The sequence below is a fragment of the Streptococcus suis genome, from assembly GCF_019856455.1.
GTDB lineage: Bacteria > Bacillota > Bacilli > Lactobacillales > Streptococcaceae > Streptococcus > Streptococcus suis_AE.
Map to the genome: position 1 here is coordinate 132,314 of NZ_CP082205.1, position 20,475 is coordinate 152,788.

Below are 20,475 nucleotides of genomic sequence, written 5' to 3' on the forward strand. Positions count from 1 at the left end.
CCTGTTAGAAGTTGATTGTTTTTTTATTCTAGTGTACAGGTAAATCCACGAATTCTCAACTGGGGGTCTTTACATATTGTCTATATTTTATAAGTATATAGAAAAAAGCTAGTGCTCTCAATCCAGAGAATGCTAGCTTTTTTTAATTTCCAACACTGGTGAATTTGGTCATACCATAGCGGAAGAGTTTGTAATTGATGGTAAATAAGACTAGGACAACCAGTGGCAGAGCCAGTCCCCATATGGATAGGTCTAAGAAGTAGAGGGCTGGGAAATAGGCTGTAAAAGCATAAGGGAAAACAAAAATCAGCAGGATTTGAATGATTTTTGGATAGATGTTGAGTGGGTATTGAGCCATCTGATTGAGGGCGAAAATTCCCATAGTCAAAGGAAATGATTCCACAATCCAAAATGCTAGAGCGGTTGGACCGAGTTGAATGGCTGCATAGAGTAGCCCGATACAAATGGCAATAAAGATTAGTAAGGCTAGTTTTCCAAGACTCCATTCCATGCCTAGCTCATTTGAAGCCTGGACTAGTGCAAGGGTACCGATGAGAGTTGTTCCGATTCCTTGAGGTTGAATTCGTTCACAGACAAGTTGAAAAAGTGGGTTCACAGGCATGAGGAGGAGGCGTTCAAATTCGCCTTGTCGGATGTAGCGACTGCCAAACATCCAGAGATTGTCAAAGAAAATCAGGTGAATGGAGCGTCCGACGGTCGCTATTCCATAGATGAAAAGCATTTGACCGTAGTTGAAACCAGCGATTTCCTTGATATTTCCAAAGAGGATGTTGAGGAAAATCAGGTAGACAATTTGTTCAATCAAAGAGGAGAAAAGCCCGATGAAGAAGTCCACCCGAAAGGACATCTGGGCCATCATGTAGACCTTGATGTTATATAGATAGAGGCTGATATATTTCTTCATGTTAACCTCCAAAAATGACAATACGACGCTTGGCTTGGGACCAGAGTAGAGCGATGAAGCAGGCTAGAATGGGTATCCATATAACTTGCAATCCCAAAGCAGTTAGATCGCTTTCCTGTCCTAGTAAAATGGAAACTGGAACGTTAACTGCATAATTATAGGGTAGGAGTTTCAAAAAGTTTTCCACAGCCTGTGGATAGAAGCTGAGTGGCAAAAGCGCTCCAGAAGCTAGATTGAAAAGCCCCATTCTCAGAAGCATGACTCCCCAGGCATTGACCGTAAAAAATGCTAAGAAGCCAAAAGCCATATCCAGGAGTTGAACGATGAACATACCGAGGATGGAGCTGACCAGAAAGAGTAAAATGGTCTGGCCGTCAGGTAGATAAAAATCCTGATGAACAAGTATGATACCGATAAATACGATAGCAAACTTTATCAGTTCCAAGAGCTTATTTCCAAGGTCTTTGAAAAAGAGGGCTAGGATAAAGGAATAGGGTCTGAGAAATTCTCCAGCAATGCTTCCTTTTAAAATGCTGTAGGACAAATCTTCCCCGAGTGAGAAAGAATTTAAACTGGCTAGTAGATTAGCAAAGATGATATATGTCGTAAAGGTTTGCAGGGTAAAACCATTGACTTCTGATTGAGTGAAGAAAATGGTTTTCCAGACATAGAGAGCTACCAAAATCTTCACTGCCAGTGAAACGAAAGTCGCTAGAAAGAAAGCCTTATACTGCATAGCATTCATCATGGTCAGGCGGGTCATGTAGAGATATTTACGCATGGATACCCTCCTCATAAATTTGGCGGACCATGGTTTCGATTTCCAATTCCTTCATGGTGACATCTTCAATTGAATAATGATTGAAAACTTGCTCAATCACCTGGGCGCTGGACCAAAGCTTGCTTTGATAATGGATTTCAAAGTGAAAATCATCTATTCGTTCAAATTCCCAGCCCTCCAATTGCAAATCTTTTTCAATCGTTTTATCTGTGGAAAAGAGAATAGTCTTGACTGTGGAAAAGCGTTCTTTGAGGACGGTCAGCGAACCATCGTAGACCTTCTTGCCCTTATCAATGATAAAAATCCGCTCACAGAGGCTCTCGATGTCCTTCATATCATGGGAAGTAATCAAAAAAGTGGTCTGGTATTCTTGATTCATATAGCGGATGAAGGAGCGAATGGTTTCCTTGACGCTGGCATCCAAGCCGATGGTTGGCTCGTCCAAAAAAACAACGGCAGGCTGGTGGATAAAGATAGCCGCAAATTCACAGCGAACCCGTTGGCCGAGTGACAGATTACGGATTGGTTGCTTCATAATATCTGCCAAGTCTAATAGATCAATCAAGACAGTCAATCGCTCTTTGAATACCTTGTCTGGAACATCATATATTTTTGCGTGAAGGATAAAAGATTCCTGGACAGGCAAGTTCCAATCCAAGTGAGATTTTTGTCCAAAGAGAAGGCCGATTTGCTTGTTGACAGCCTTGCGATTTTCTTGCGGATTGAGTCCATTGATGCGGACGGAACCCTGGTCTGGATAGAGAACACCTGTCAGCATTTTGATGGTGGTGGATTTACCAGAACCGTTGGAGCCGATATAGCCGATGATTTCTCCTTTTCTCACTTCTAAGGAAATATCTTGAACAGCAGGGATGGCCTTTTTCTTGGGCTTGAAAAAGGCCTTGATAGAGCCTTTTAGACCGACTTCCTTATCAATGATTGAATATGTTTTTGAAAGATGTTCTGCCTGAATCATATCATTATCTCCTTTTAAGAAAACGTTTGCACAATAATGCTATTATACCATATTTCTTAAGTTGTGAAGGCAGAAAATAATGTTTACGGTAACATTTTGATTAGAAAATCCGTCATGAATTGAGGTGATTCTTGTTTCCCATTTTTTATCCATACCTGCATGATACCGAAGAAGGCATGTGAAAAATAAATACTACGGTATTCTTTTTCCAGTTGTGATAAATTCTCTTTTCCTAAGCGCTCCGCTAAATCATTGGCAATAAGAAGTCGGACTTTATTGATAAGAAAATTTTGGATTTCTTGAGTTCCGTTATGGGTAAGTAGGGCAGAAAGCAATTTTTCACGATAGAGCAACTCGAAAATTTCTAAAAATGATGATTGGCGATTGCCATCATAACGGTCAAATATAGCCTCTAGTTTGTGAAAAAGTCCCTGTTGATAGGAGTCAATCAATTCATATTTATCCTTATAGTGGGTATAAAAACTGGAACGACTGATACCAGCAGTCTGGGCTAGGTGGGTGGTTGTAATGTCATTAAATCCTTGTGATTCCAGGCAGGTTACCATAGCTTCTAAAATAGCCTGTCGGGTTCGTTCTTTCCGATTATCTGTTCCCATAATTTCTCCTTTTGAACATTTTTAGACACAGTGTCTAAAAACAGTTCTTATGACTTGATTTTGAAATTGATACTTGTATAATGTATTTTATCAGTTTTTGGACACGATGTCTAAAGGAGTTGCTTATGTTACAAAAAGTGAAGAATATTTTCAAAAAACCAATGACTTTGGTTACCATTATTGGTGTTGCCTTTGTCCCAGCCTTATATAACATTAGTTTCCTAACCTCTATGTGGGACCCTTACGGTCGACTAGACCAGCTTCCTGTAGCAGTTGTCAATCAAGACCAGTCGGCGAGCTTTCAAGATAAAACCCTCACCATTGGTGATGACATGGTAGATAATATGAAAGAGAGCAAAAGTCTAGATTTCCACTTTGTATCAGAAAAGGATGCGGAAAAGGGCTTGGAAGAAGGGGACTACTATATGGTCATCACTCTACCAGAAGATTTATCAGAAAAAGCATCCAGTCTCTTGACGAATCAGTCTGAACCGATAACGATTTCCTATCAAACATCTAAAGGTCACAGCTTTGTCGCTTCTAAGATGGGCGAATCAGCTATGGAGAAATTAAAGACATCTGTTTCAGAGACGATTACTGAAACATATACCTCTGCCGTTTTTGACAGCATGGGAGAGATTCAATCTGGTATGGTTGAGGCAGCATATGGAAGTCAACAATTGACAGATGGTGCTAGTCAATTAGAAACCGGAAGTCAGACTCTATCATCAGGCTTATCTACCTTATCGTCATCAGGCCAATCACTGGTGACAGGAGCAAACCAATTGGCTACTGGAGTTGTGTCTTATACAGATGGAGTCAATCAGGTTGCTTCAGGAAGTCAAACACTTTCCAGTGGCTTAATGACCTACACAAATGGGGTAGCGAGTCTTGCTTCAGGTGCGGAGCAATTAAATGCCAATTCCTCTCAGCTCATCGCTGGGGTGGGACAATTGCAAACAGGAGCAAGTCAGGTTGAACAACTGGTAACAGGAGCCAATCAATTGCAGGCAGGCTTGGAACAACTCGCTAGTTCAACTAGTTTGTCTGCTGAACAGTCTAGTCAGATACAGGCCTTATTGACAGGGCTTCCTCAGTTGCAAGCGGCCATCAATCAATTAAATGATAGCCTATCAAGTATTGGAGGAGTTGCTGTAGATACTTCTACTTTATCTAGCCTCTTGACGGAGATGGGTGCTCAAGCTCAAGGCTTGTTGACTGCAGCCCAAGCTGATAAAACAGCCAGCATTGAAGCCTTGCAAGCAACGGCTACCTATCAAAACTTGACAGCTGATCAGCAAGCTGAATTGGTTGGAGCCCTCCAAAATTCACCTTCGACAACAATGACAGGAGCCCAAACGATTTTGGGGCAATTATCTCAACTGAGTCAAGCCTTATCTAGCCTACAAAGTCTTTCTGGCATGGCAACACAAATGACCCAGCTACAATCAGCTGTCGGTCAGATCAACACGGCTGCCAATCAAGCCTTGCCAGGTGCCACAACAGCCATTGAAAACCTATCAAGTAGCTTGAGTCAGGTCGACACCGCCCTGAACCAACAAGTTCTATCAGGAACTCAAGCCTTGACGAGTGGTGTGAATCAACTTCAAACGCAATTATCAAATGGAGCAAGTCAGCTCATGTCAGGAGTAACAGTCTATACCGCAGGTGTTGCCCAACTAGCAGAGGGTGGAGCTCAGTTGGTTGCTAACAACAGTAGTATCCAATCTGGAGGTAGCCAGTTAACATCAGGATTGGCAATTTTAGCTACTAACTCTAGTCAACTTGTCAGCGGTTCAGGACAACTGGCTTCTGGTAGTCAGCAATTAATTGCTGGTGCGGATCAATTAGCAAGTGGCGGTCAAACCTTGACAAACGGTATTTCCAGTCTTCGTACAGGTAGTGAGACCCTAACGAATTCGCTCAGCTCAGCCAGTCAACAACTATCAGTCGTCTCTGTAGAAGACAAAAATGCAAAAGCAGTTTCTCAACCAGTCACCTTGGAACACAGTGACAAAGATGATGTGAAAACCAACGGTGTCGGAATGGCTCCTTACATGGTGTCTGTCGCACTGATGGTTGCAGCCTTATCTGCCAATGTTATTTTTGTCAAACACATTGATAATCGCTCCTACAAGAATCGTTGGGACTGGGCCAAAGGAAAACTCTTGCTCAATGGGATCATTGCCAGCCTAGCAGCATTGATTCTGTACGGTGTTCTTCGCTTGATTGGAATCGAACCGGCTCATCCAATGGCAACCTTGGGATTAATCCTCTTAGCTTCTTGGACCTTCATGGCCCTCGTTACAGCCCTGGTGGGTTGGAATAATCGTTTCGGATCCTTCGCCAGTTTAATTATCTTGTTACTACAGCTTGGCTCAAGTGCAGGTACCTATCCAATTGAACTCAGCCCACGCTTCTTCCAAGTCATTCAGCCCTATCTTCCAATGACCTATTCTGTTTCAGGTCTTCGTCAAACCATTTCTATGGTTGGAAATAGTAGTCATCAAGTTTGGATGCTGAGCCTCTTCTTAGCAGGCTTCATGGGACTAGGTCTTTTGATTTATAATCAGAATAATGAATAATTAGAAAACCAACTGCTCCATGTGAACAGTTGGTTTTTGGTTGATGTAGTTATTTTGGGGTCCCTAAATTGATTGTCGCATTGGTGGCTTCAATGGTCAGTTTGTTCTTGCTACCTTTGTTTTCTAGGGTTAGGGTCTGTAGATCGTTTTCTGTCTTGACAGGGTATTTTGTGTACTTATCGCTAGTGAAAATGCCGATTTCCCCGAGTCGCTCTTGTAAGTAAGGGTCTTGGTTAACCATCTCTCCCAAATCCTCCCCATCTTCATAGTAGTAACCTTGGGCTTCTATTAACTACTCAACAAAAATCAAAATCAAACCAATCAAGTGTTTTTTAACCATCGTCTACTAACAATTGGTTTTAAAATAGACCAATCTAACTCTCGTATCACTTCTTGAAGCTTGTTTATCACATCATCTAGTGTTTTAAAAGCTTTATTCTTAAACCCTCTCTTTCGAATCTCAGCCCAAACTTGTTCAATTGGATTCATTTCAGGAGTATAGGGAGGAATAAACTCAAAACCAATATTATGTGGTTTCTCTAAGGTACTTGATTTATGCCAAACGGCATTGTCCATCACTAATAAAATATAATCGTCAGGATAAGCTTCAGATAGTTGTTTGAGAAAAACATTCATCCAATCTGTATTGCAACCCCCAGCGATAATGAAGAAGGACTCTCCTGTATGGGCATCAATAGCACCATAGCAATAGCGATACTCACGAATATAGTGGCTATGTACATGCGGTCTCACCCCTTTTGGTGCCCAGGCCTTTCCAATTTTACTAATCCGACCGAAACCCGCCTCATCTTGATACATTAGTCTGACTTTATGATAGCGACGACTATTCTTGAAGCGCTTTCCTATTTTCGTGAATGAAGATTTTATTTTTAGACGCTAGAATCGTTTCGGCGTCTGCTTTTTTAGGGTGTTCTGGTCTTGGCGTCACTTTGCGCCAACCATGGCGTTTCAGAAGGGCATAGAATCCTTCCTTGGTCGTAGGGTGTCCAACCCGTTTCTGATAAGTTTCGTAGAGAGAGTTTATGGTCACAAATTCGCCATTTAGTGAAGCTGTTAACTGTTCTTTTAGAAATGCTTCCTCTTCTTGAAGGGTTAAATATTGACGGTTCCGTCCACCTCGCGTTTCTCTTACTAGAGCTGAAATCCCACCAAGCTCATACTTGCCTTGTAAGGACCAGATTGTATACTTTGAATAGCCGATAAGGTTAGTGATTTCCTTATAACTAAGCCCTTCTGCTCTGAATAGGATTACTTGAAGTCGTCTATGAAATGGGGAATAGGTTTTATCTTTCAAATAAGTTTTTAATTCGTTTGTTTGTTCGATAGTAAGTTTCATAAATCTATTATACGTTAGTTTTTGTTTTTTGAACAGTATAAAGCTGAGCCATTCCAGAGTACTCTTAAGGGCAGGGGTAATGGTATGATTGTGCTCAGGGGTAGCAATAATGACCCCGTCAGCACGGGTGATTTTGTTGTAAAGGTATTGAATTGCAAAACAATCAGACTGGTCTTCGTCCTGATTGAACATTGGAACATCTTTGATTTCCAAAAGTTCTAGTTCAAACTTCACTTTAAAGTGGCGTTGAATGAATTGCAATAGCATGCGGTTATAAGATTGATCTGCATTTGATCCAACAATTCCGACAAATTTCATAGTATATTCCTCTCTTACAGGTTTTCCCAATCGAAGTTTTCAGCTTCTTTTTGGAGTAATTTTTTTGCGTTAGACAGCTTGCCAGTCATGGTGACAAAGAGGCGGAAGTCATCAAAGATGGCATCCAGTTTTTGACTAGTTTCTAAATCAATGAGCTCCCCATTGGCATCAAAGGCTTGCAAGGAATGTGACAATAAAAATTCATCTGGCAAGACAGTGGCCTTGAGTTCAGGAGCGTTGAGAATTTGACGTAGCTGTAGTTGGGCACGAGAGGAACCAAGTGTTCCATAAGAAGCACCAGTAATCATAACTGGTTTGTTTAATAGTGGATAGACACCGTATGATACCCAAGCAAGGGCATTCATAAGGACAGCTGGAATAGAGTGGTCATATTCGGGAGTTCCGATGATGACTCCATCAGCAGCCTCAATTTTTGCGACCAATTCTTTGACAATTTCTGGTAATTCTCGATTGGCTGGTTTATTGAATATTGGGAGTTCCTTGATTTCAACCAGTTCGATATCTGCCTTATCAGCGAAGTGCTGTTCAATGTACTGCAAGAGTTTGCGGTTGGTTGAGCGAGCGGAGTTTGTTCCGACCAGTCCTAGAAGTTTCATAGCGTCTTCTCTCTTTCCCAAATTTGGTACCTTTATCATACCCGTTTATCCAATATAATGCAAGCGTTTTCTGAAAGTGTAATAAAATTGTTCAAAAATTCACGAGTTTTTTGGTATAATATTAGTATGCAGAGAATATTCTATCTAGTATTTGGTTTTGTTAGTTTGATGCTTGGTGTCATTGGGATTGTTTTGCCGATAGTTCCGACAACCCCTTTTTTACTTTTAGCTGGTTTTTGCTTTGCGAGAAGTTCAAAAAGGTTTGAAAAATGGCTACACAATACAAAAATTTATCAATTTTACGTAGCTGATTACGTTGAGACCAAATCCATTTCCCGTAAACGAAAAAGGCAAATTATCTGGCAAATTTACTTACTCATGGCAATTTCTATCTGGCTGGCTCCTATTTTATTGGTCAAAATAGGACTGGGACTATTAACAATCTTCATCACTTACTATTTGTTTTGGGTCATACCGGAGAAATAAAGTCAGATTTGAGGGTTGAACATTGTCCTCAAAGACGGAAAGGTGATCGAGCAAGGCAACCACAGCCAGTTCCTCAAGCTCAACGGCTTCTACGCCGAACTCTACCACAACCAGTTTGTGTTTGAATAGACAAAAACTCCAGCCACTAGGTTGGAGTTTTGCTTTACCCTGTATTTCCTGTATAATAGACCTATGAAAAGACAGAGTCTTCAAGTTGAATTGTTTCCCCTGAAAAAAGAAGAAATCCTTGCCTACTTAGATGATAAGGGGATTTTGGTGAATGATTATTTTAAGACCTACCTAGCTCACCCCACTTATTAAGAAGTGGTGGAGAAACAGAAGTGTTTGGTTGAGATTGTCAGTCTAGCCGACATGGGATTTGCTAGGGAAGCAACTGCTCCTCAGATAGAGGAGAGAGCCGTGGAGATGGGGCATCAATTACCACCAGCTCATCTGGGAGTTTATCTTCGCCTGGCCTTGTTGGAACAGGAAGTCAGTCAAGATGCCATACTCTCCCAAGGAAAATCACCAGACGGAGCCATTTGTCTGCTGTCGCCTCAGTTGGAGAGAGAGTTTACCTTCCCTCGTAGGTCTATCTTCGCAAGGTTGACCAAGACTTGTGGCTACGTGCAGCCCGCTTTGATGACGAGTATGCCTTCCCCTTAACAACACTTTTTGCATTTGTGACGAAAAATGCGAATGAATCTGTAGTAGGGAGTGAACCCTAAATAACCAAAGAGGCAAATATGAAGGAATTACAATTTTTAATTTACCGAGCAGAAAACGATCAAGAAAAGGCTAGTGTCATTGTCAGCGATGAGACGATTTGGGCCAGTCAAAAGGAAATGGCAAGATTGTTTGATGTTGGTGTACCAGCTATCAGCAAACATTTGAAAAATATTTTTGAAGAAGGCGAACTAGATGAGCATTCAGTTATTTCCAAAATGGAAACAACTGCAAGTGATGGTAAAAATTATCTAACTAGTTATTACAATCTCGATGCCATCATTTCCGTCGGTTACCGTGTCAATTCTCAAAAGGCTACTAAGTTTAGGCAGTGGGCAACGACTGTACTTCGAGAATACATGATTAAAGGTTTTGCCATGGATGATGAGCGTTTGAAGCAAGGCGAAAACTTGTTGGAAAAAGACTATTTTCGTGAGCTTTTAGAACGAGTTCGTTCTATCCGTGCTAGTGAACGACGAATTTGGTTGCAAATCACAGATATTTTTGCAGAGATTGCGATTGATTATGATGCCAATAGCTTGATGACCAAGCAATTCTATGCACATGTGCAAAATAAATTTCATTATGCGATTACAGGTAAAACTGCTGCAGAAATTATTTATGAAAAGGCAGACCATAGCAAAGCAAACATGGGTTTGGTAACCTGGAAAAACTCTCCAGATGGACGTATCTTGCAATCCGATGCTCTTGTTGCTAAAAACTATCTGAACGAAAAGGAAATTCGTTCACTGGAACGCAGTATTTCAGGTTACTTTGACTATCTGGAGCGACAAATTGAGCAAGGAAAGACTCAGACCATGCAAGATTTAGCAGATAGCATTGACCGATTTTTAGCCTTCCAAGATTATGAACTCTTGGAGGGACATGGTCAGATTACAAGGCAGGTAGCCAAGGAAAAAGCTCGGTCAGAATATGCAGTTTTTAATAAAACCCAAAAGATAAACTCTGATTTTGAAAAATTACTTGAAGATTTATCCTCAAAATAAGCACTCGAAAGGAAACAAACATGAAAATCCGTGGAATTGAAATTTGACTAACGTTTGAGAGTGTCATAACTCCCAAACTCTTGATTTTACTGGTTTTTTAAAAAATCGTATCTCTTTAGATTTCCTTAGAACACCTCCAAAGGTGAACAAGAGGGTGAACAAATTTTACAAAGAAAAAAAGGTTATCAGAAGGCGATAACCTAAAAATTTAATGAGTTCAGCAGGCAAGCAACTAGCGTAGTGATCAGCTACGCTTTTTTTGATCGCTGATAAGTGTATTATACCATAGTCATGCACCGCTGTCTTGGTTTATCTTGGTAGTGCGTGCGGTATTGTCTTGCTGTGTCTGAACATTTTTCCCGTGAAAAAATTTGTACAGTGACGGCGTGAAGCGCGGTAAGTAGGGTAGGTAGGGTTACCCGCCCCTATATCGTTCTAGTATCCCACTACGGTACTGACTAGCAAACTCTTCCAAGGCTTCATTCTTAGCCAAGTAGTAAGTAGATGGTAACCGCCCAATAACAAGGTATCTATCCACCCACTCCCTCCTCCAGTATACTGTTAGAAAAACAAAACTGGAGGATTTATTATGTCACACCCCATCATTCCATTGACTGTTCCCCAATCTCGCCGCTTTGAGAAGCGAGGCAGAAACGATATTATGATGAAAATTCGTCTCGGAAAAGTGGAGCTCACAGTCTTTCACACTATCAATCAAGAAACACTAGAAACAATCTTAGATAAGGTACTGTTCTATGACCATCCAACTCAGTGATTTAGGTCAAGTTTACTTGGTCTGTGGAAAAACAGATATGCGTCAGGGAATTGATTCCCTGGCCTATCTTATCAAAAGTCAGTTCAACCTGGATCCCTTCTCCGGTCAGGTCTATCTCTTCTGCGGAGGTCGAAAAGACCGGTTCAAAGCTCTTTATTGGGATGGACAGGGATTTTGGTTATTGTATAAACGTTTTGAAAATGGGAAATTGACCTGGCCAAACAATGAAGAAGAGGTCAAGGCTCTAACTTCCGAGCAAGTCGACTGGCTCATGAAAGGATTTTCTATCATTCCAAAAATAAATGTTTCAAAAAGTCGTGATTTCTATTGAAATCATGGCTTTTCTTTGTGTATAATGAGATAAAAAGAAGGAGATTGGTTATGTCATCACTAGAAAAAATTATTGAAACACAGTCAAAAACGATAGAGATGATGGCTAATGAACTCATTCTCCTTCGAGAACAGGTTGACTATCTGAGACAGAAACTCTACGGAAAATCATCAGAGAAGGTCGTATATCAACCAGGTCAGCTGAGCTTGTTTGGGGAGGAAAGTCTCCCTGAAGAAGAAGCTGACTTACCCAGTTGAAACGGAGACCATCACCTATAAACGCAAGAAAGCTAAGGGAGTTCGTCAGGCTATTTTCAGCCAGTTCACTCCAGAGATTGTGCATCACGAATTGCAGGGCGAAGACTGCACTTGTCCAGACTGTCATGGTCAGCTGAAAGAGATTGGCTCAACTGTTCAACGACAAGAGTTGGTCTTCATTCCTGCACAATTAAAGCGGATTGACCATGTTCAACACGCATACAAGTGTCAGGCATGTAGTCAGAAGAATCTAAGCGATAAGATTATCAAGGCTCCTGTTCCTAAGGCACCTTTGGCACACAGCTTGGGTTCAGCCTCTATCATCGCTCACACCATTCACCAGAAATTCAATCTGAAGGTACCCAATTACCGTCAGGAAGAGGACTGGCATAAACTTGGCCTGCCCATCAGTCGGAAGGAAATAGCCAACTGGCACATCAAGTCTAGTCAGTATTATTTCGAGCCGATTTATAACCTGTTGCACGAGAAATTGTTGGAGCAGCCTATTCTTCATGCGGATGAGACTTCCTACAAGGTCTTAGAAAATGATAGCCAGTTGACCTACTACTGGACTTTCTTGTCTGGGAAACATGAGAAAAATGGAATTACCCTCTATCATCATGACAAACGACGGAGCGGCTTAGTTGTGGAGGAGTTTCTTGGGGACTATGCGGGCTACGTTCATTGTGACATGTGGAGTGCTTATCGTCAATTAGACAAGGCTCAGCTCGTTGGCTGTTGGGCTCATGTTAGACGAAAATTTTTTGAGGCGACTCCTAAGAAGACAGATAATACTTCTTTAGGAGCCAAGGGATTAGCCTATTGCGACCGCCTGTTTGCCTTGGAGAGTGACTGGGCTGACCTGTCTACTGAGGAACGGCTACATAAACGGCAGACAGAGTTAACTCCCTTGATGGACGAGTTCTTTTATTGGTGCCGTGAACAGGCTGTCTTGCCAGCTTCCAAATTGGGTACTGCAATAGAGTATAGCCTCAAATACGAAACCACCTTCCGAGCCGTTCTCTCGGACGGTGACCTAGTCCTGTCCAACAATATGGCTGAGAGGGCTATGAAGACCTTGGTGATGGGCAGAAAAAATTGGCTTTTTTCTCAGAGCTTTGAGGGAGCCAAGTCGACAGCTGTCATTTTGAGTCTTTTAGAAACAGCTAAGCGACACGGACTTGATGCAGAAAAATATATGACCTATCTTCTAGAACACTTACCTAATGAGGAGTCGCTCGCAAAAAAGGAGGTTTTAGAAGCCTATTTGCCATGGGATAAAAATATTAAGAGAGCTTGTAAATAGAAAAAGGTTCCAGAGTCGACAGGACTTTGGAGCCTTTTCAATATACCTTGTTATTGGGCGCTTACGATAGTATAATGGTTTGAATTAGAAAAAGGACAACCTTAAGTTATAGTAATTAGTAGCCTACTCCCAACATAGCTCTAGGGTTCTCAAATTGATAAACTTAAATGTGTCCTGTTTCTAATTCATTTTGCTATAACCGCCCAATAACAAGGTATCTATCCAATCACTCCTTCCTCCAGTATATTGTTATAAAAAACAAACTGGATGATTTTTTTATGTCACAGCCCGTTGTCCCATTGACTGTTCCCCAATCTCGCCGCTTTGAAAAGAAAAGCAGAAACGATATTCTGATGAAAATTCGTCTCGGAAAAACGGAAGTCACATTCTTCCAATCTATCAATCCTGATTTTAGTCGTATTTTTATACTCATGCCTATCGCATATTTTGGGGGTGCTCGTCAGTAGAGTGGATCAGTTTTTCCCTTGATGAATAACATCATTAACTCGTCAACCACAAAAATTATAAGAAATATGTACCGCCTAACGAAGGTGAAGCCATCATGGCTGTCTTGCCCAGCTTCTTTTTCCATTCCCGAACATTACCCGGCTTTTTCTATCAAAATCCGTCTGTTTTTGCTATACTGTTTATATAAAATCCGTTTTTGAGGTGTGAAAAATGAAACTTTTGGTTGTTGGGTCTGGTGGTCGTGAACATGCTATCGCAAAGAAATTGTTAGAGTCTGAGCAGGTAGAACAGGTTTTTGTTGCTCCTGGAAATGACGGAATGACTTTAGATGGTATCAAGTTAGTCAATATCGGAATTTCCGAACATTCTGCTCTAATCAACTTTGCTAAGGAAAATGACATTGCCTGGACTTTTGTTGGTCCAGACGATGCTCTGGCAGCAGGTATCGTTGATGATTTTGAACAGGCGGGACTAAAAGCTTTTGGTCCCAGTCGTCTAGCCGCGGAGCTGGAGTGGTCAAAAGACTTTGCCAAACAAATCATGGTCAAATACGGCATTCCAACAGCAGCCTTTGGCACATTTTCCAACTTCGAAGAAGCCAAAGCCTACATCCAAGAGCAGGGCGCACCCATCGTGGTCAAGGCGGACGGCTTGGCACTGGGCAAGGGTGTAGTCGTGGCGGAAACCGTCGAGCAGGCGGTCGAAGCGGCACGGGAGATGCTCTTGGACAACAAGTTCGGCGACTCAGGTGCCCGCGTGGTCATCGAGGAGTTCTTGGCAGGCGAGGAGTTTTCCCTCTTTACCCTGGTCAACGGCGACCAGTTTTATATCCTGCCGCCAGCCCAGGACCACAAGCGTGCCTTTGACGGCGACCAAGGTCCAAATACAGGCGGTATGGGGGCTTACGCTCCTGTTCCCCACCTGCCTCAAAGCGTGGTGGACACAGCGATTGACACCATTGTCAAGCCTATTCTGGATGGCATGATTGCGGAAGAGCGATCTTATCTGGGCGTGCTCTATGCTGGCTTGATTCTGACCGACCAAGGTCCCAAGGTCATCGAGTTCAACGCCCGTTTTGGCGACCCAGAAACCCAGATTATCCTGCCTCGCCTGACCTCTGACTTTGCTCAGAACATCGACGACATCCTCCATAAACGCCCGACACAGCTGACTTGGCTGGATAGTGGCGTGACGCTGGGCGTAGTCGTGGCTTCAAACGGCTACCCTCTGGACTATGAGAAAGGCGTAGAGTTGCCAGAAAAGACAAAGGGCGACATCACGACCTACTATGCAGGGGCTCGTTTTGCGGACAATAGCAGAGCACTGCTCTCAAACGGCGGTCGGGTCTATATGTTGGTCACCACAGCAGACACCGTCCAAGAAGCCCAAGAAAAAATTTACTCGGAGCTGAAAAATCAGGATACGACAGGCCTCTTTTATCGGACAGATATTGGAAGTAAGGCCGTGAAATAAGGGAAAAAGAAAAGGAAAGACAAGTATGAACATTCCAATTTCCATCATCATGGGTTCTAGTTCTGACTGGAAAACCATGAAAAAAGCAGCCGATGTGCTGGACAAATTTGGCGTAGCCTATGAAAAGAAAGTAGTATCTGCCCACCGCACGCCAGACCTCATGTTCCGTCATGCCGAAGAAGCTCGTGGCCGTGGCATCAAGGTTATTATCGCAGGAGCGGGCGGTGCGGCTCATTTGCCAGGTATGGTAGCAGCCAAGACCACCCTGCCTGTCATCGGTGTCCCTGTCCAATCTCGTGCCCTTAGCGGTGTGGATTCCCTCTATTCTATCGTGCAGATGCCAGGCGGCGTGCCTGTTGCGACCATGGCGATCGGTGAAGCAGGTGCCACCAACGCAGCCCTGACAGCTCTCCGCATTCTCTCCATTGAAGACCCAACTATTGCAGCTCAGCTGGCAGATTTTGCCAAGGAACAGGAAAAAATTGCGGAGGCGATGACAGATGACCTCATCTAAGACAATCGGAATTATCGGCGGCGGTCAGCTAGGGCAGATGATGGCTATTTCCGCTATTTACATGGGCCACAAGGTCATCACGCTGGATCCCGCGGCGGACTGTCCAGCCTCCAAGGTCAGCGAGGTTATTGTCGCTCCCTATCACGATGTGGCGGCCCTCAAACAGTTGGCGGAGCGGTGCCATGTCCTGACCTACGAGTTTGAAAATGTCGATGCCGACGGACTGGATGCGGTCATCAAGGACGGTCAGCTCCCTCAAGGGACAGACCTGCTCCGCATTTCCCAGAACCGCATTTTTGAGAAGGATTTTTTGGCGAAAAAAGCTGGCGTGCAAGTCGCCCCCTACAAAGTCGTCACATCTAGCCTAGACCTAGAAGGTCTGGATCTCAGCAAAAACTACGTTTTGAAAACAGCTACTGGGGGCTATGACGGACATGGTCAGAAGGTCATTCGAGAAGAGGCGGACTTGGTAGAGGCTAGTCAGCTAGCCAACTCTGCCGAGTGTGTATTGGAAGAGTTTGTGAATTTCGACCTAGAAATCTCCGTCCTTGTGTCTGGCAATGGCTCCGACTACACCGTCTTTCCTGTGCAGGAAAATATCCACCGCAATAATATTCTTTACAAGACCATTGTGCCTGCTCGTATTTCAGATGAACTAGCTGAAAAAGCCAAAAACATGGCCCTGCAAATCGCAGACAAGCTCCATTTAGCAGGCACCCTCTGCGTTGAAATGTTTGTGGCAGGGCAAGATATTCTGGTTAACGAAATCGCCCCTCGACCACATAATTCAGGACATTATTCCATTGAAGCCTGCGATTTTTCACAGTTTGACACCCATATCTTGGGTGTGCTAGGACAACCATTACCATCCATCAACCTCCATGCCCCAGCCGTTATGCTCAACGTCCTCGGCCAACACATGGAACAAGCCCAAAACTACGTCGCAGAAAACCCTAGCGCTCACCTCCACCTCTATGGTAAAATAGAAGCAAAGCACAACCGCAAGATGGGACACGTGACGGTGTTGGGGGAAGATGCGGATAGTGTGGAGGAGTTTTGAAAAGGAGCACTCGATATGACTAAGTTAAAATTACAGGCAGATGAAGTAGTTGTTTTGCAAGAAATTGGTGTGGAACATGGATTTGGACTTACCAGTGCATACACCGATGAATTGTACTTGACAAATAGGAATATATATTGTGTGAATAAGGGAATATTTGGGAATACAAAAAATATTTTTTGTTACCCATTGAATCAAATAAAAAGACTGAATGATCGTCCACAAGCAATGTTAGGAAAAAAGTCTAACGGTACACCTTCTTTGGAGATTTATTTTATTAACGGAAATGAATCATTTAGTTTTCAGTCTGGAAATAGGATAAAAATTAAAAAGTGGATAAAAGAAATTAGTAAGACGCTGGGGTATAGTGAACTTCCTGATGAGGAATTTGATAATTCAGATACTCCAATTGGGGAATTAAAAGGAGTGTTTAATGATGCTATGTCTGAGTTAGGGTTTAATTTTCAATTGGGAAAGAAAAAAACTTCAAATTCAATAAATCATAGAGAATCAAAGATAAATAAAAAATGCATTTCATGTTCTGCACCGTTAATTGGTATCAAAGGCCAGATGGTACAATGTCAGTATTGTGATACGCAACAAACTTTGTAATTAAGGAGTCGAATAATATGGGAATTGTTAAAGCTTTCAGCGGTTCAATCAGTAGTACGTTTGCAGATCAATGGAAGGATATATTTACTGCAGGTGTTTTTGATGAGCATATTGTTGTAGCACCAGGCATTCAAAAGTCTCTTAATAATGGTAAAGGAGCTAATTACAGAGGTTCAAATGGTGTGATTTCAAATGGTTCAAAAATTTATGTGCCAGAAAATACAGTTGCCTTTATTTTTAATCAATCTGGTATTGAAGAAATTATCACTGAAGTAGGTGGTTATGAGTATCAGAATGGACAAGCTAGTATATTTAATGGTGATGGTGTAGCAAAATCTATATTTCATCAAGTATCAGATAGAGTTGGTTTTGGAGGGATTACATCTGATGATAAACAAATCGCTTTTGTAAATTTACGGGAGATTCGCAATATAAAGTTTGGTACTAGAGGAGCACAAGTTTACAATGATCACTATTATGGGACAGATTTAGAAATATTTGCATATGGTTCATTTACAATTAAAGTCATAGATCCTGTAAAATTTATTAAGAACTTTGTCCCAGCAAATGTTACTTACTATTCTTTTGATGATGTGAAAGTGCGGTCTCAAATCCTTTCTGAGTTTTTACAGTCTTTCATTGTTGCTTTAAATTCTATGTCAAATAACTATAGAATCTCTCAGTTGCCCTCCCAAGCAAATACTCTGGCACAAATAGTGATAAACGATAGCAATAATGCAGGTACGTGGCCAGAAAGATTTGGCTTTTCGATTGTTCAAGTAGCTATTGAAAATATTGAACTCACAGAAGACTCAAGGGAACTTGTAAAACAATTCTCATCAAACAAGATGAATATGAAAGCATTTGAAGATATATCACAAAAAGCTTCTAATATTGCTGCTCAGCAAAAGATTGCTCAAGGGATACAAGAACATGGATTTGGGGATGGTGGTAATATGATTATGGGAATGAATATGGCCCAAACTCTCAATTCCAATGGTGCAGTGAAGGAAGAAAGTAATTCTTCTATGACTTTAGAACAACAGATTGATGCTTTGAGGAAATTAAAAGAACTGGTTGATACTGGAATTCTTTCTGAAGAAGAATTTCAGCATAAAAAGAAAGAAATTATGGGTCTTTAAATTGCTTACTAATTGACAAGGAGATGGATTTTCCGTGAGTTAATGATTGAGAAAGGGAGCTAATATGCTAACACGTTATTCCCGCCCGGAGATGGCGGCTATTTGGAGTGAAGAGAACAAGTACAAGGCTTGGTTGGAGGTGGAAATCCTCGCTGATGAGGCTTGGGCTGAGTTGGGTGAGATTCCCAAGGAAGATGTGGCCTTGATTCGTAAGAAGGCGACTTTTGACATCGACCGCATTTTAGAGATTGAAGAGGAAACCCGTCACGATGTGGTGGCTTTCACGCGTGCGGTTTCGGAAAGTCTTGGTGAGGAACGCAAGTGGGTCCACTACGGTTTGACTTCGACCGACGTGGTGGATACGGCTTACGGCTACCTCTACAAGCAGGCCAACGACATTATCCGTCGTGACCTTGAAAACTTTACCAATATCATCGCCGACAAGGCACGTGAGCACAAGTACACCATCATGATGGGCCGGACCCACGGAGTCCATGCGGAGCCAACGACCTTCGGTCTGAAACTGGCGACTTGGTATAGCGAAATGAAACGCAATATGGAGCGTTTTGATGTGGCAGCTAAGGGCGTTGAGGCTGGTAAAATTTCAGGTGCGGTTGGTAACTTTGCCAACATCCCTCCATTTGTGGAAGAGTATGTTTGTGGCAAATTGGGCATTCGTCCGCAGGAAATTTCGACTCAGGTCCTTCCTCGTGACCTCCACGCAGAATATTTCTCAGCCCTAGCCTTGATTGCAACGTCTATCGAGCGTATGGCGACAGAAATCCGTGGGCTACAAAAATCTGAACAACGTGAAGTCGAAGAGTATTTCGCCAAAGGCCAAAAGGGCAGCTCTGCTATGCCTCATAAACGCAACCCTATCGGATCTGAAAATATGACCGGTCTGGCTCGTGTGGTGCGTGGTCACTTGGTGACGGCTTTTGAGAATGTGGCTCTCTGGCACGAACGTGATATTTCCCACTCGTCAGCGGAGCGGATTATCACGCCGGATACGACCATTCTCATCAACTATATGCTCAATCGTTTTGGCAATATCGTCAAGAACTTGACGGTCTTCCCTGAAAATATGAAACGCAATATGGAGTCAACTTTTGGCTTGATTTACAGTCAGCGTGTCATGCTTAGTTTGATTGAAAAAGGTATGACCCGTGAGGAAGCCTATGACTTGGTGCAACCAAAAACCGCACAGTCATGGGATAATCAAGTGGACTTCAAGCCTCTTCTTGAAGCAGATGAGCGTGTGACAGCCAAACTCAGCCAGGAAGAAATCGATGAGCTCTTCAACCCAGACTACTATGCTAAGCGGGTGGATGACATCTTTGAACGACTTGGATTATAAAAAATTAAAATTCTTTGGATTTTCCAGAGAATTTTTTTGTTTACTTGCGAATAAATAGGTGAAGGGGAAGCCAGCTCACAACTTATTCAAAAAAAGTATCGTCATTTAGTTTTTCTTTTATTACTTCGTTAACTCGCCTTGCCTAACTCTAGTTATGCCTGCGGCTCATTGCCTAGTACTAAAAGTAAACTAAAAGACTATAAAAAATTTTTTCAAAAAAAGAAAACGATTTGCGAATAAGTAAGTGAGAGGGGAAATTCCCCTCAAGGAGATACACACTTGAAAAAATAAATCATTTTCCAAATGATTTACGAATAAACAAGTGTAGGAAAAATGAAAGGAGAATGAATATGACACAATTTATGAATGAAACAAATCGAAAGTTTGAAGTAAGCCAACCAGAATTCATCACCGTTACATGGAAATGTACCATGAAATAATTAATAAAGTAAGGAGAAAACTATGACCCAATTTATGAATGACACAAGTCGTAAGTTTGAAGTAAGCCAACCAGAGTTCATCACCGTTACATGGAAATGTACAGTTGGATAAAATGATACATAGGTACGTTGATTCATTTTGTAGGTATAAAGTCTAGTGGAGAAAAGTAAATGAAAGAAGCAACTTATACATTATCTTGTGGTAAAGCTGATATAGGGAATAAAAATACTTCAAAGATTGAAGAAAAATTTGAAAGATATATGGAGGGAGTAGCTGAAAAATTAATCAAATCAGATAAAAAACGTATTGATAAATGGTTTTTTCATGTAAGAATTGAGGAATAA

24 protein-coding genes and 2 pseudogenes are annotated in these 20,475 nt (G+C 42.1%); 17 read left to right on the forward strand and 9 right to left on the reverse strand.

The window, feature by feature from the left end; translation table 11 throughout:
- Positions 1 to 142 precede the first annotated feature (142 nt).
- The 4 genes from K6969_RS00710 to K6969_RS00725 form a co-directional block, all read right to left on the reverse strand.
- A complete protein-coding gene (locus K6969_RS00710; RefSeq protein WP_171943183.1) occupies positions 143 to 925 on the reverse strand; it encodes an ABC transporter permease in 783 nt (260 codons plus the stop codon).
- 1 nt (position 926) lies between these two features.
- Entirely contained in the window at positions 927 to 1,706 is a 780-nt protein-coding gene (locus K6969_RS00715; protein ID WP_171943184.1) for an ABC transporter permease, read from the reverse strand.
- A complete protein-coding gene (locus K6969_RS00720; RefSeq protein ID WP_171943185.1) occupies positions 1,699 to 2,682 on the reverse strand; it encodes an ATP-binding cassette domain-containing protein in 984 nt (327 codons plus the stop codon). Before K6969_RS00720 ends, K6969_RS00715 begins: the two co-directional genes overlap by 8 nt.
- An 83-nt stretch (positions 2,683 to 2,765) precedes the next feature.
- Complete coding sequence (locus K6969_RS00725; RefSeq protein WP_024377403.1) at positions 2,766 to 3,299, reverse strand: TetR/AcrR family transcriptional regulator; 534 nt, start codon at positions 3,297 to 3,299, stop codon at positions 2,766 to 2,768.
- A gap of 125 nt (positions 3,300 to 3,424) precedes the next feature.
- On the opposite strand from K6969_RS00725, the gene K6969_RS00730 reads away from it, so the two are divergent.
- The gene (locus tag K6969_RS00730) at positions 3,425 to 5,884 is read left to right on the forward strand and encodes a YhgE/Pip domain-containing protein (RefSeq protein ID WP_171943186.1); all 2,460 of its coding nucleotides are present in this window, start codon (positions 3,425 to 3,427) and stop codon (positions 5,882 to 5,884) included.
- 49 nt (positions 5,885 to 5,933) lie between these two features.
- On the opposite strand, the gene K6969_RS00735 is transcribed toward K6969_RS00730, so the two are convergent.
- The 4 genes and pseudogenes from K6969_RS00735 to K6969_RS00750 form a co-directional block, all read right to left on the reverse strand.
- On the reverse strand, positions 5,934 to 6,125 hold the full coding sequence (locus K6969_RS00735; protein ID WP_253911844.1) for a hypothetical protein: 192 nt from the start codon (positions 6,123 to 6,125) through the stop codon (positions 5,934 to 5,936).
- An 80-nt stretch (positions 6,126 to 6,205) separates the two neighbouring features.
- A pseudogene (locus K6969_RS00740) lies at positions 6,206 to 7,064 on the reverse strand (IS630 family transposase); the annotation flags it as partial.
- Positions 7,065 to 7,274: 210 nt separating this feature from the next.
- Positions 7,275 to 7,559, reverse strand: a pseudogene (locus K6969_RS00745) (NAD(P)H-dependent oxidoreductase); the annotation flags it as partial.
- A 14-nt stretch (positions 7,560 to 7,573) separates the two neighbouring features.
- On the reverse strand, positions 7,574 to 8,176 hold the full coding sequence (locus K6969_RS00750) for an NADPH-dependent FMN reductase (RefSeq protein WP_015647489.1): 603 nt from the start codon (positions 8,174 to 8,176) through the stop codon (positions 7,574 to 7,576).
- A 126-nt stretch (positions 8,177 to 8,302) separates the two neighbouring features.
- Here K6969_RS00750 and K6969_RS00755 point away from each other — a divergent pair, with 126 nt between their 5' ends.
- The 4 genes from K6969_RS00755 to K6969_RS00770 all read left to right on the forward strand — a co-directional run bounded on the left by K6969_RS00755 (position 8,303) and on the right by K6969_RS00770 (position 10,395).
- The gene (locus tag K6969_RS00755; RefSeq protein ID WP_171943231.1) at positions 8,303 to 8,662 is read left to right on the forward strand and encodes a YbaN family protein; all 360 of its coding nucleotides are present in this window, start codon (positions 8,303 to 8,305) and stop codon (positions 8,660 to 8,662) included.
- A 192-nt stretch (positions 8,663 to 8,854) separates the two neighbouring features.
- Positions 8,855 to 8,983, forward strand: a complete 129-nt coding sequence (locus K6969_RS00760; protein ID WP_261308356.1) for a hypothetical protein — start codon at positions 8,855 to 8,857, stop codon at positions 8,981 to 8,983.
- A 6-nt stretch (positions 8,984 to 8,989) separates the two neighbouring features.
- The gene (locus K6969_RS00765; protein ID WP_321537431.1) at positions 8,990 to 9,328 is read left to right on the forward strand and encodes a hypothetical protein; all 339 of its coding nucleotides are present in this window, start codon (positions 8,990 to 8,992) and stop codon (positions 9,326 to 9,328) included.
- Positions 9,329 to 9,408: 80 nt separating this feature from the next.
- On the forward strand, positions 9,409 to 10,395 hold the full coding sequence (locus tag K6969_RS00770) for a virulence RhuM family protein (RefSeq protein WP_171943230.1): 987 nt from the start codon (positions 9,409 to 9,411) through the stop codon (positions 10,393 to 10,395).
- A gap of 415 nt (positions 10,396 to 10,810) precedes the next feature.
- Here the strand turns inward: K6969_RS00770 and K6969_RS00775 are convergent, their stop codons facing one another.
- Positions 10,811 to 10,933 (reverse strand): hypothetical protein, encoded by a 123-nt coding sequence (locus K6969_RS00775; protein ID WP_301540412.1) that lies wholly within the window; start codon positions 10,931 to 10,933, stop codon positions 10,811 to 10,813.
- A gap of 51 nt (positions 10,934 to 10,984) precedes the next feature.
- Here K6969_RS00775 and K6969_RS00780 point away from each other — a divergent pair, with 51 nt between their 5' ends.
- From K6969_RS00780 to K6969_RS00835, 12 genes are all read left to right on the forward strand, one after another.
- Entirely contained in the window at positions 10,985 to 11,170 is a 186-nt protein-coding gene (locus tag K6969_RS00780; RefSeq protein WP_029188188.1) for a hypothetical protein, read from the forward strand.
- Positions 11,151 to 11,501, forward strand: a complete 351-nt coding sequence (gene tnpB / locus K6969_RS00785) for an IS66 family insertion sequence element accessory protein TnpB (protein WP_029188189.1) — start codon at positions 11,151 to 11,153, stop codon at positions 11,499 to 11,501. Before K6969_RS00780 ends, tnpB begins: the two co-directional genes overlap by 20 nt.
- A gap of 50 nt (positions 11,502 to 11,551) precedes the next feature.
- On the forward strand, positions 11,552 to 11,758 hold the full coding sequence (locus tag K6969_RS00790; RefSeq protein ID WP_321537432.1) for a transposase: 207 nt from the start codon (positions 11,552 to 11,554) through the stop codon (positions 11,756 to 11,758).
- The gene (locus K6969_RS00795) at positions 11,712 to 13,064 is read left to right on the forward strand and encodes an IS66-like element short variant transposase (protein ID WP_321537393.1); all 1,353 of its coding nucleotides are present in this window, start codon (positions 11,712 to 11,714) and stop codon (positions 13,062 to 13,064) included. Before K6969_RS00790 ends, K6969_RS00795 begins: the two co-directional genes overlap by 47 nt.
- Before the next feature lie 278 nt (positions 13,065 to 13,342).
- On the forward strand, positions 13,343 to 13,531 hold the full coding sequence (locus K6969_RS00800) for a hypothetical protein (protein ID WP_029173241.1): 189 nt from the start codon (positions 13,343 to 13,345) through the stop codon (positions 13,529 to 13,531).
- 211 nt (positions 13,532 to 13,742) lie between these two features.
- Entirely contained in the window at positions 13,743 to 15,005 is a 1,263-nt protein-coding gene (gene purD, locus K6969_RS00805) for a phosphoribosylamine--glycine ligase (RefSeq protein WP_321537433.1), read from the forward strand.
- A gap of 25 nt (positions 15,006 to 15,030) precedes the next feature.
- The gene (gene purE, locus K6969_RS00810; protein WP_029173239.1) at positions 15,031 to 15,519 is read left to right on the forward strand and encodes a 5-(carboxyamino)imidazole ribonucleotide mutase; all 489 of its coding nucleotides are present in this window, start codon (positions 15,031 to 15,033) and stop codon (positions 15,517 to 15,519) included.
- On the forward strand, positions 15,506 to 16,579 hold the full coding sequence (purK, locus tag K6969_RS00815) for a 5-(carboxyamino)imidazole ribonucleotide synthase (RefSeq protein ID WP_029173238.1): 1,074 nt from the start codon (positions 15,506 to 15,508) through the stop codon (positions 16,577 to 16,579). The genes purE and purK overlap by 14 nt, the downstream gene beginning before the upstream one ends.
- Positions 16,580 to 16,594: 15 nt before the next feature.
- Positions 16,595 to 17,191: a hypothetical protein gene (locus tag K6969_RS00820; protein WP_029173237.1), complete on the forward strand. Its 597-nt coding sequence runs from the start codon at positions 16,595 to 16,597 to the stop codon at positions 17,189 to 17,191.
- A gap of 17 nt (positions 17,192 to 17,208) precedes the next feature.
- Positions 17,209 to 18,333, forward strand: coding sequence for an SPFH domain-containing protein (locus K6969_RS00825; RefSeq protein WP_171942858.1), 1,125 nt, complete (start codon positions 17,209 to 17,211; stop codon positions 18,331 to 18,333).
- A gap of 64 nt (positions 18,334 to 18,397) precedes the next feature.
- Positions 18,398 to 19,690 (forward strand): adenylosuccinate lyase, encoded by a 1,293-nt coding sequence (gene purB / locus K6969_RS00830; protein WP_029173235.1) that lies wholly within the window; start codon positions 18,398 to 18,400, stop codon positions 19,688 to 19,690.
- Positions 19,691 to 20,301: 611 nt separating this feature from the next.
- A complete protein-coding gene (locus K6969_RS00835; RefSeq protein ID WP_171942859.1) occupies positions 20,302 to 20,475 on the forward strand; it encodes a hypothetical protein in 174 nt (57 codons plus the stop codon).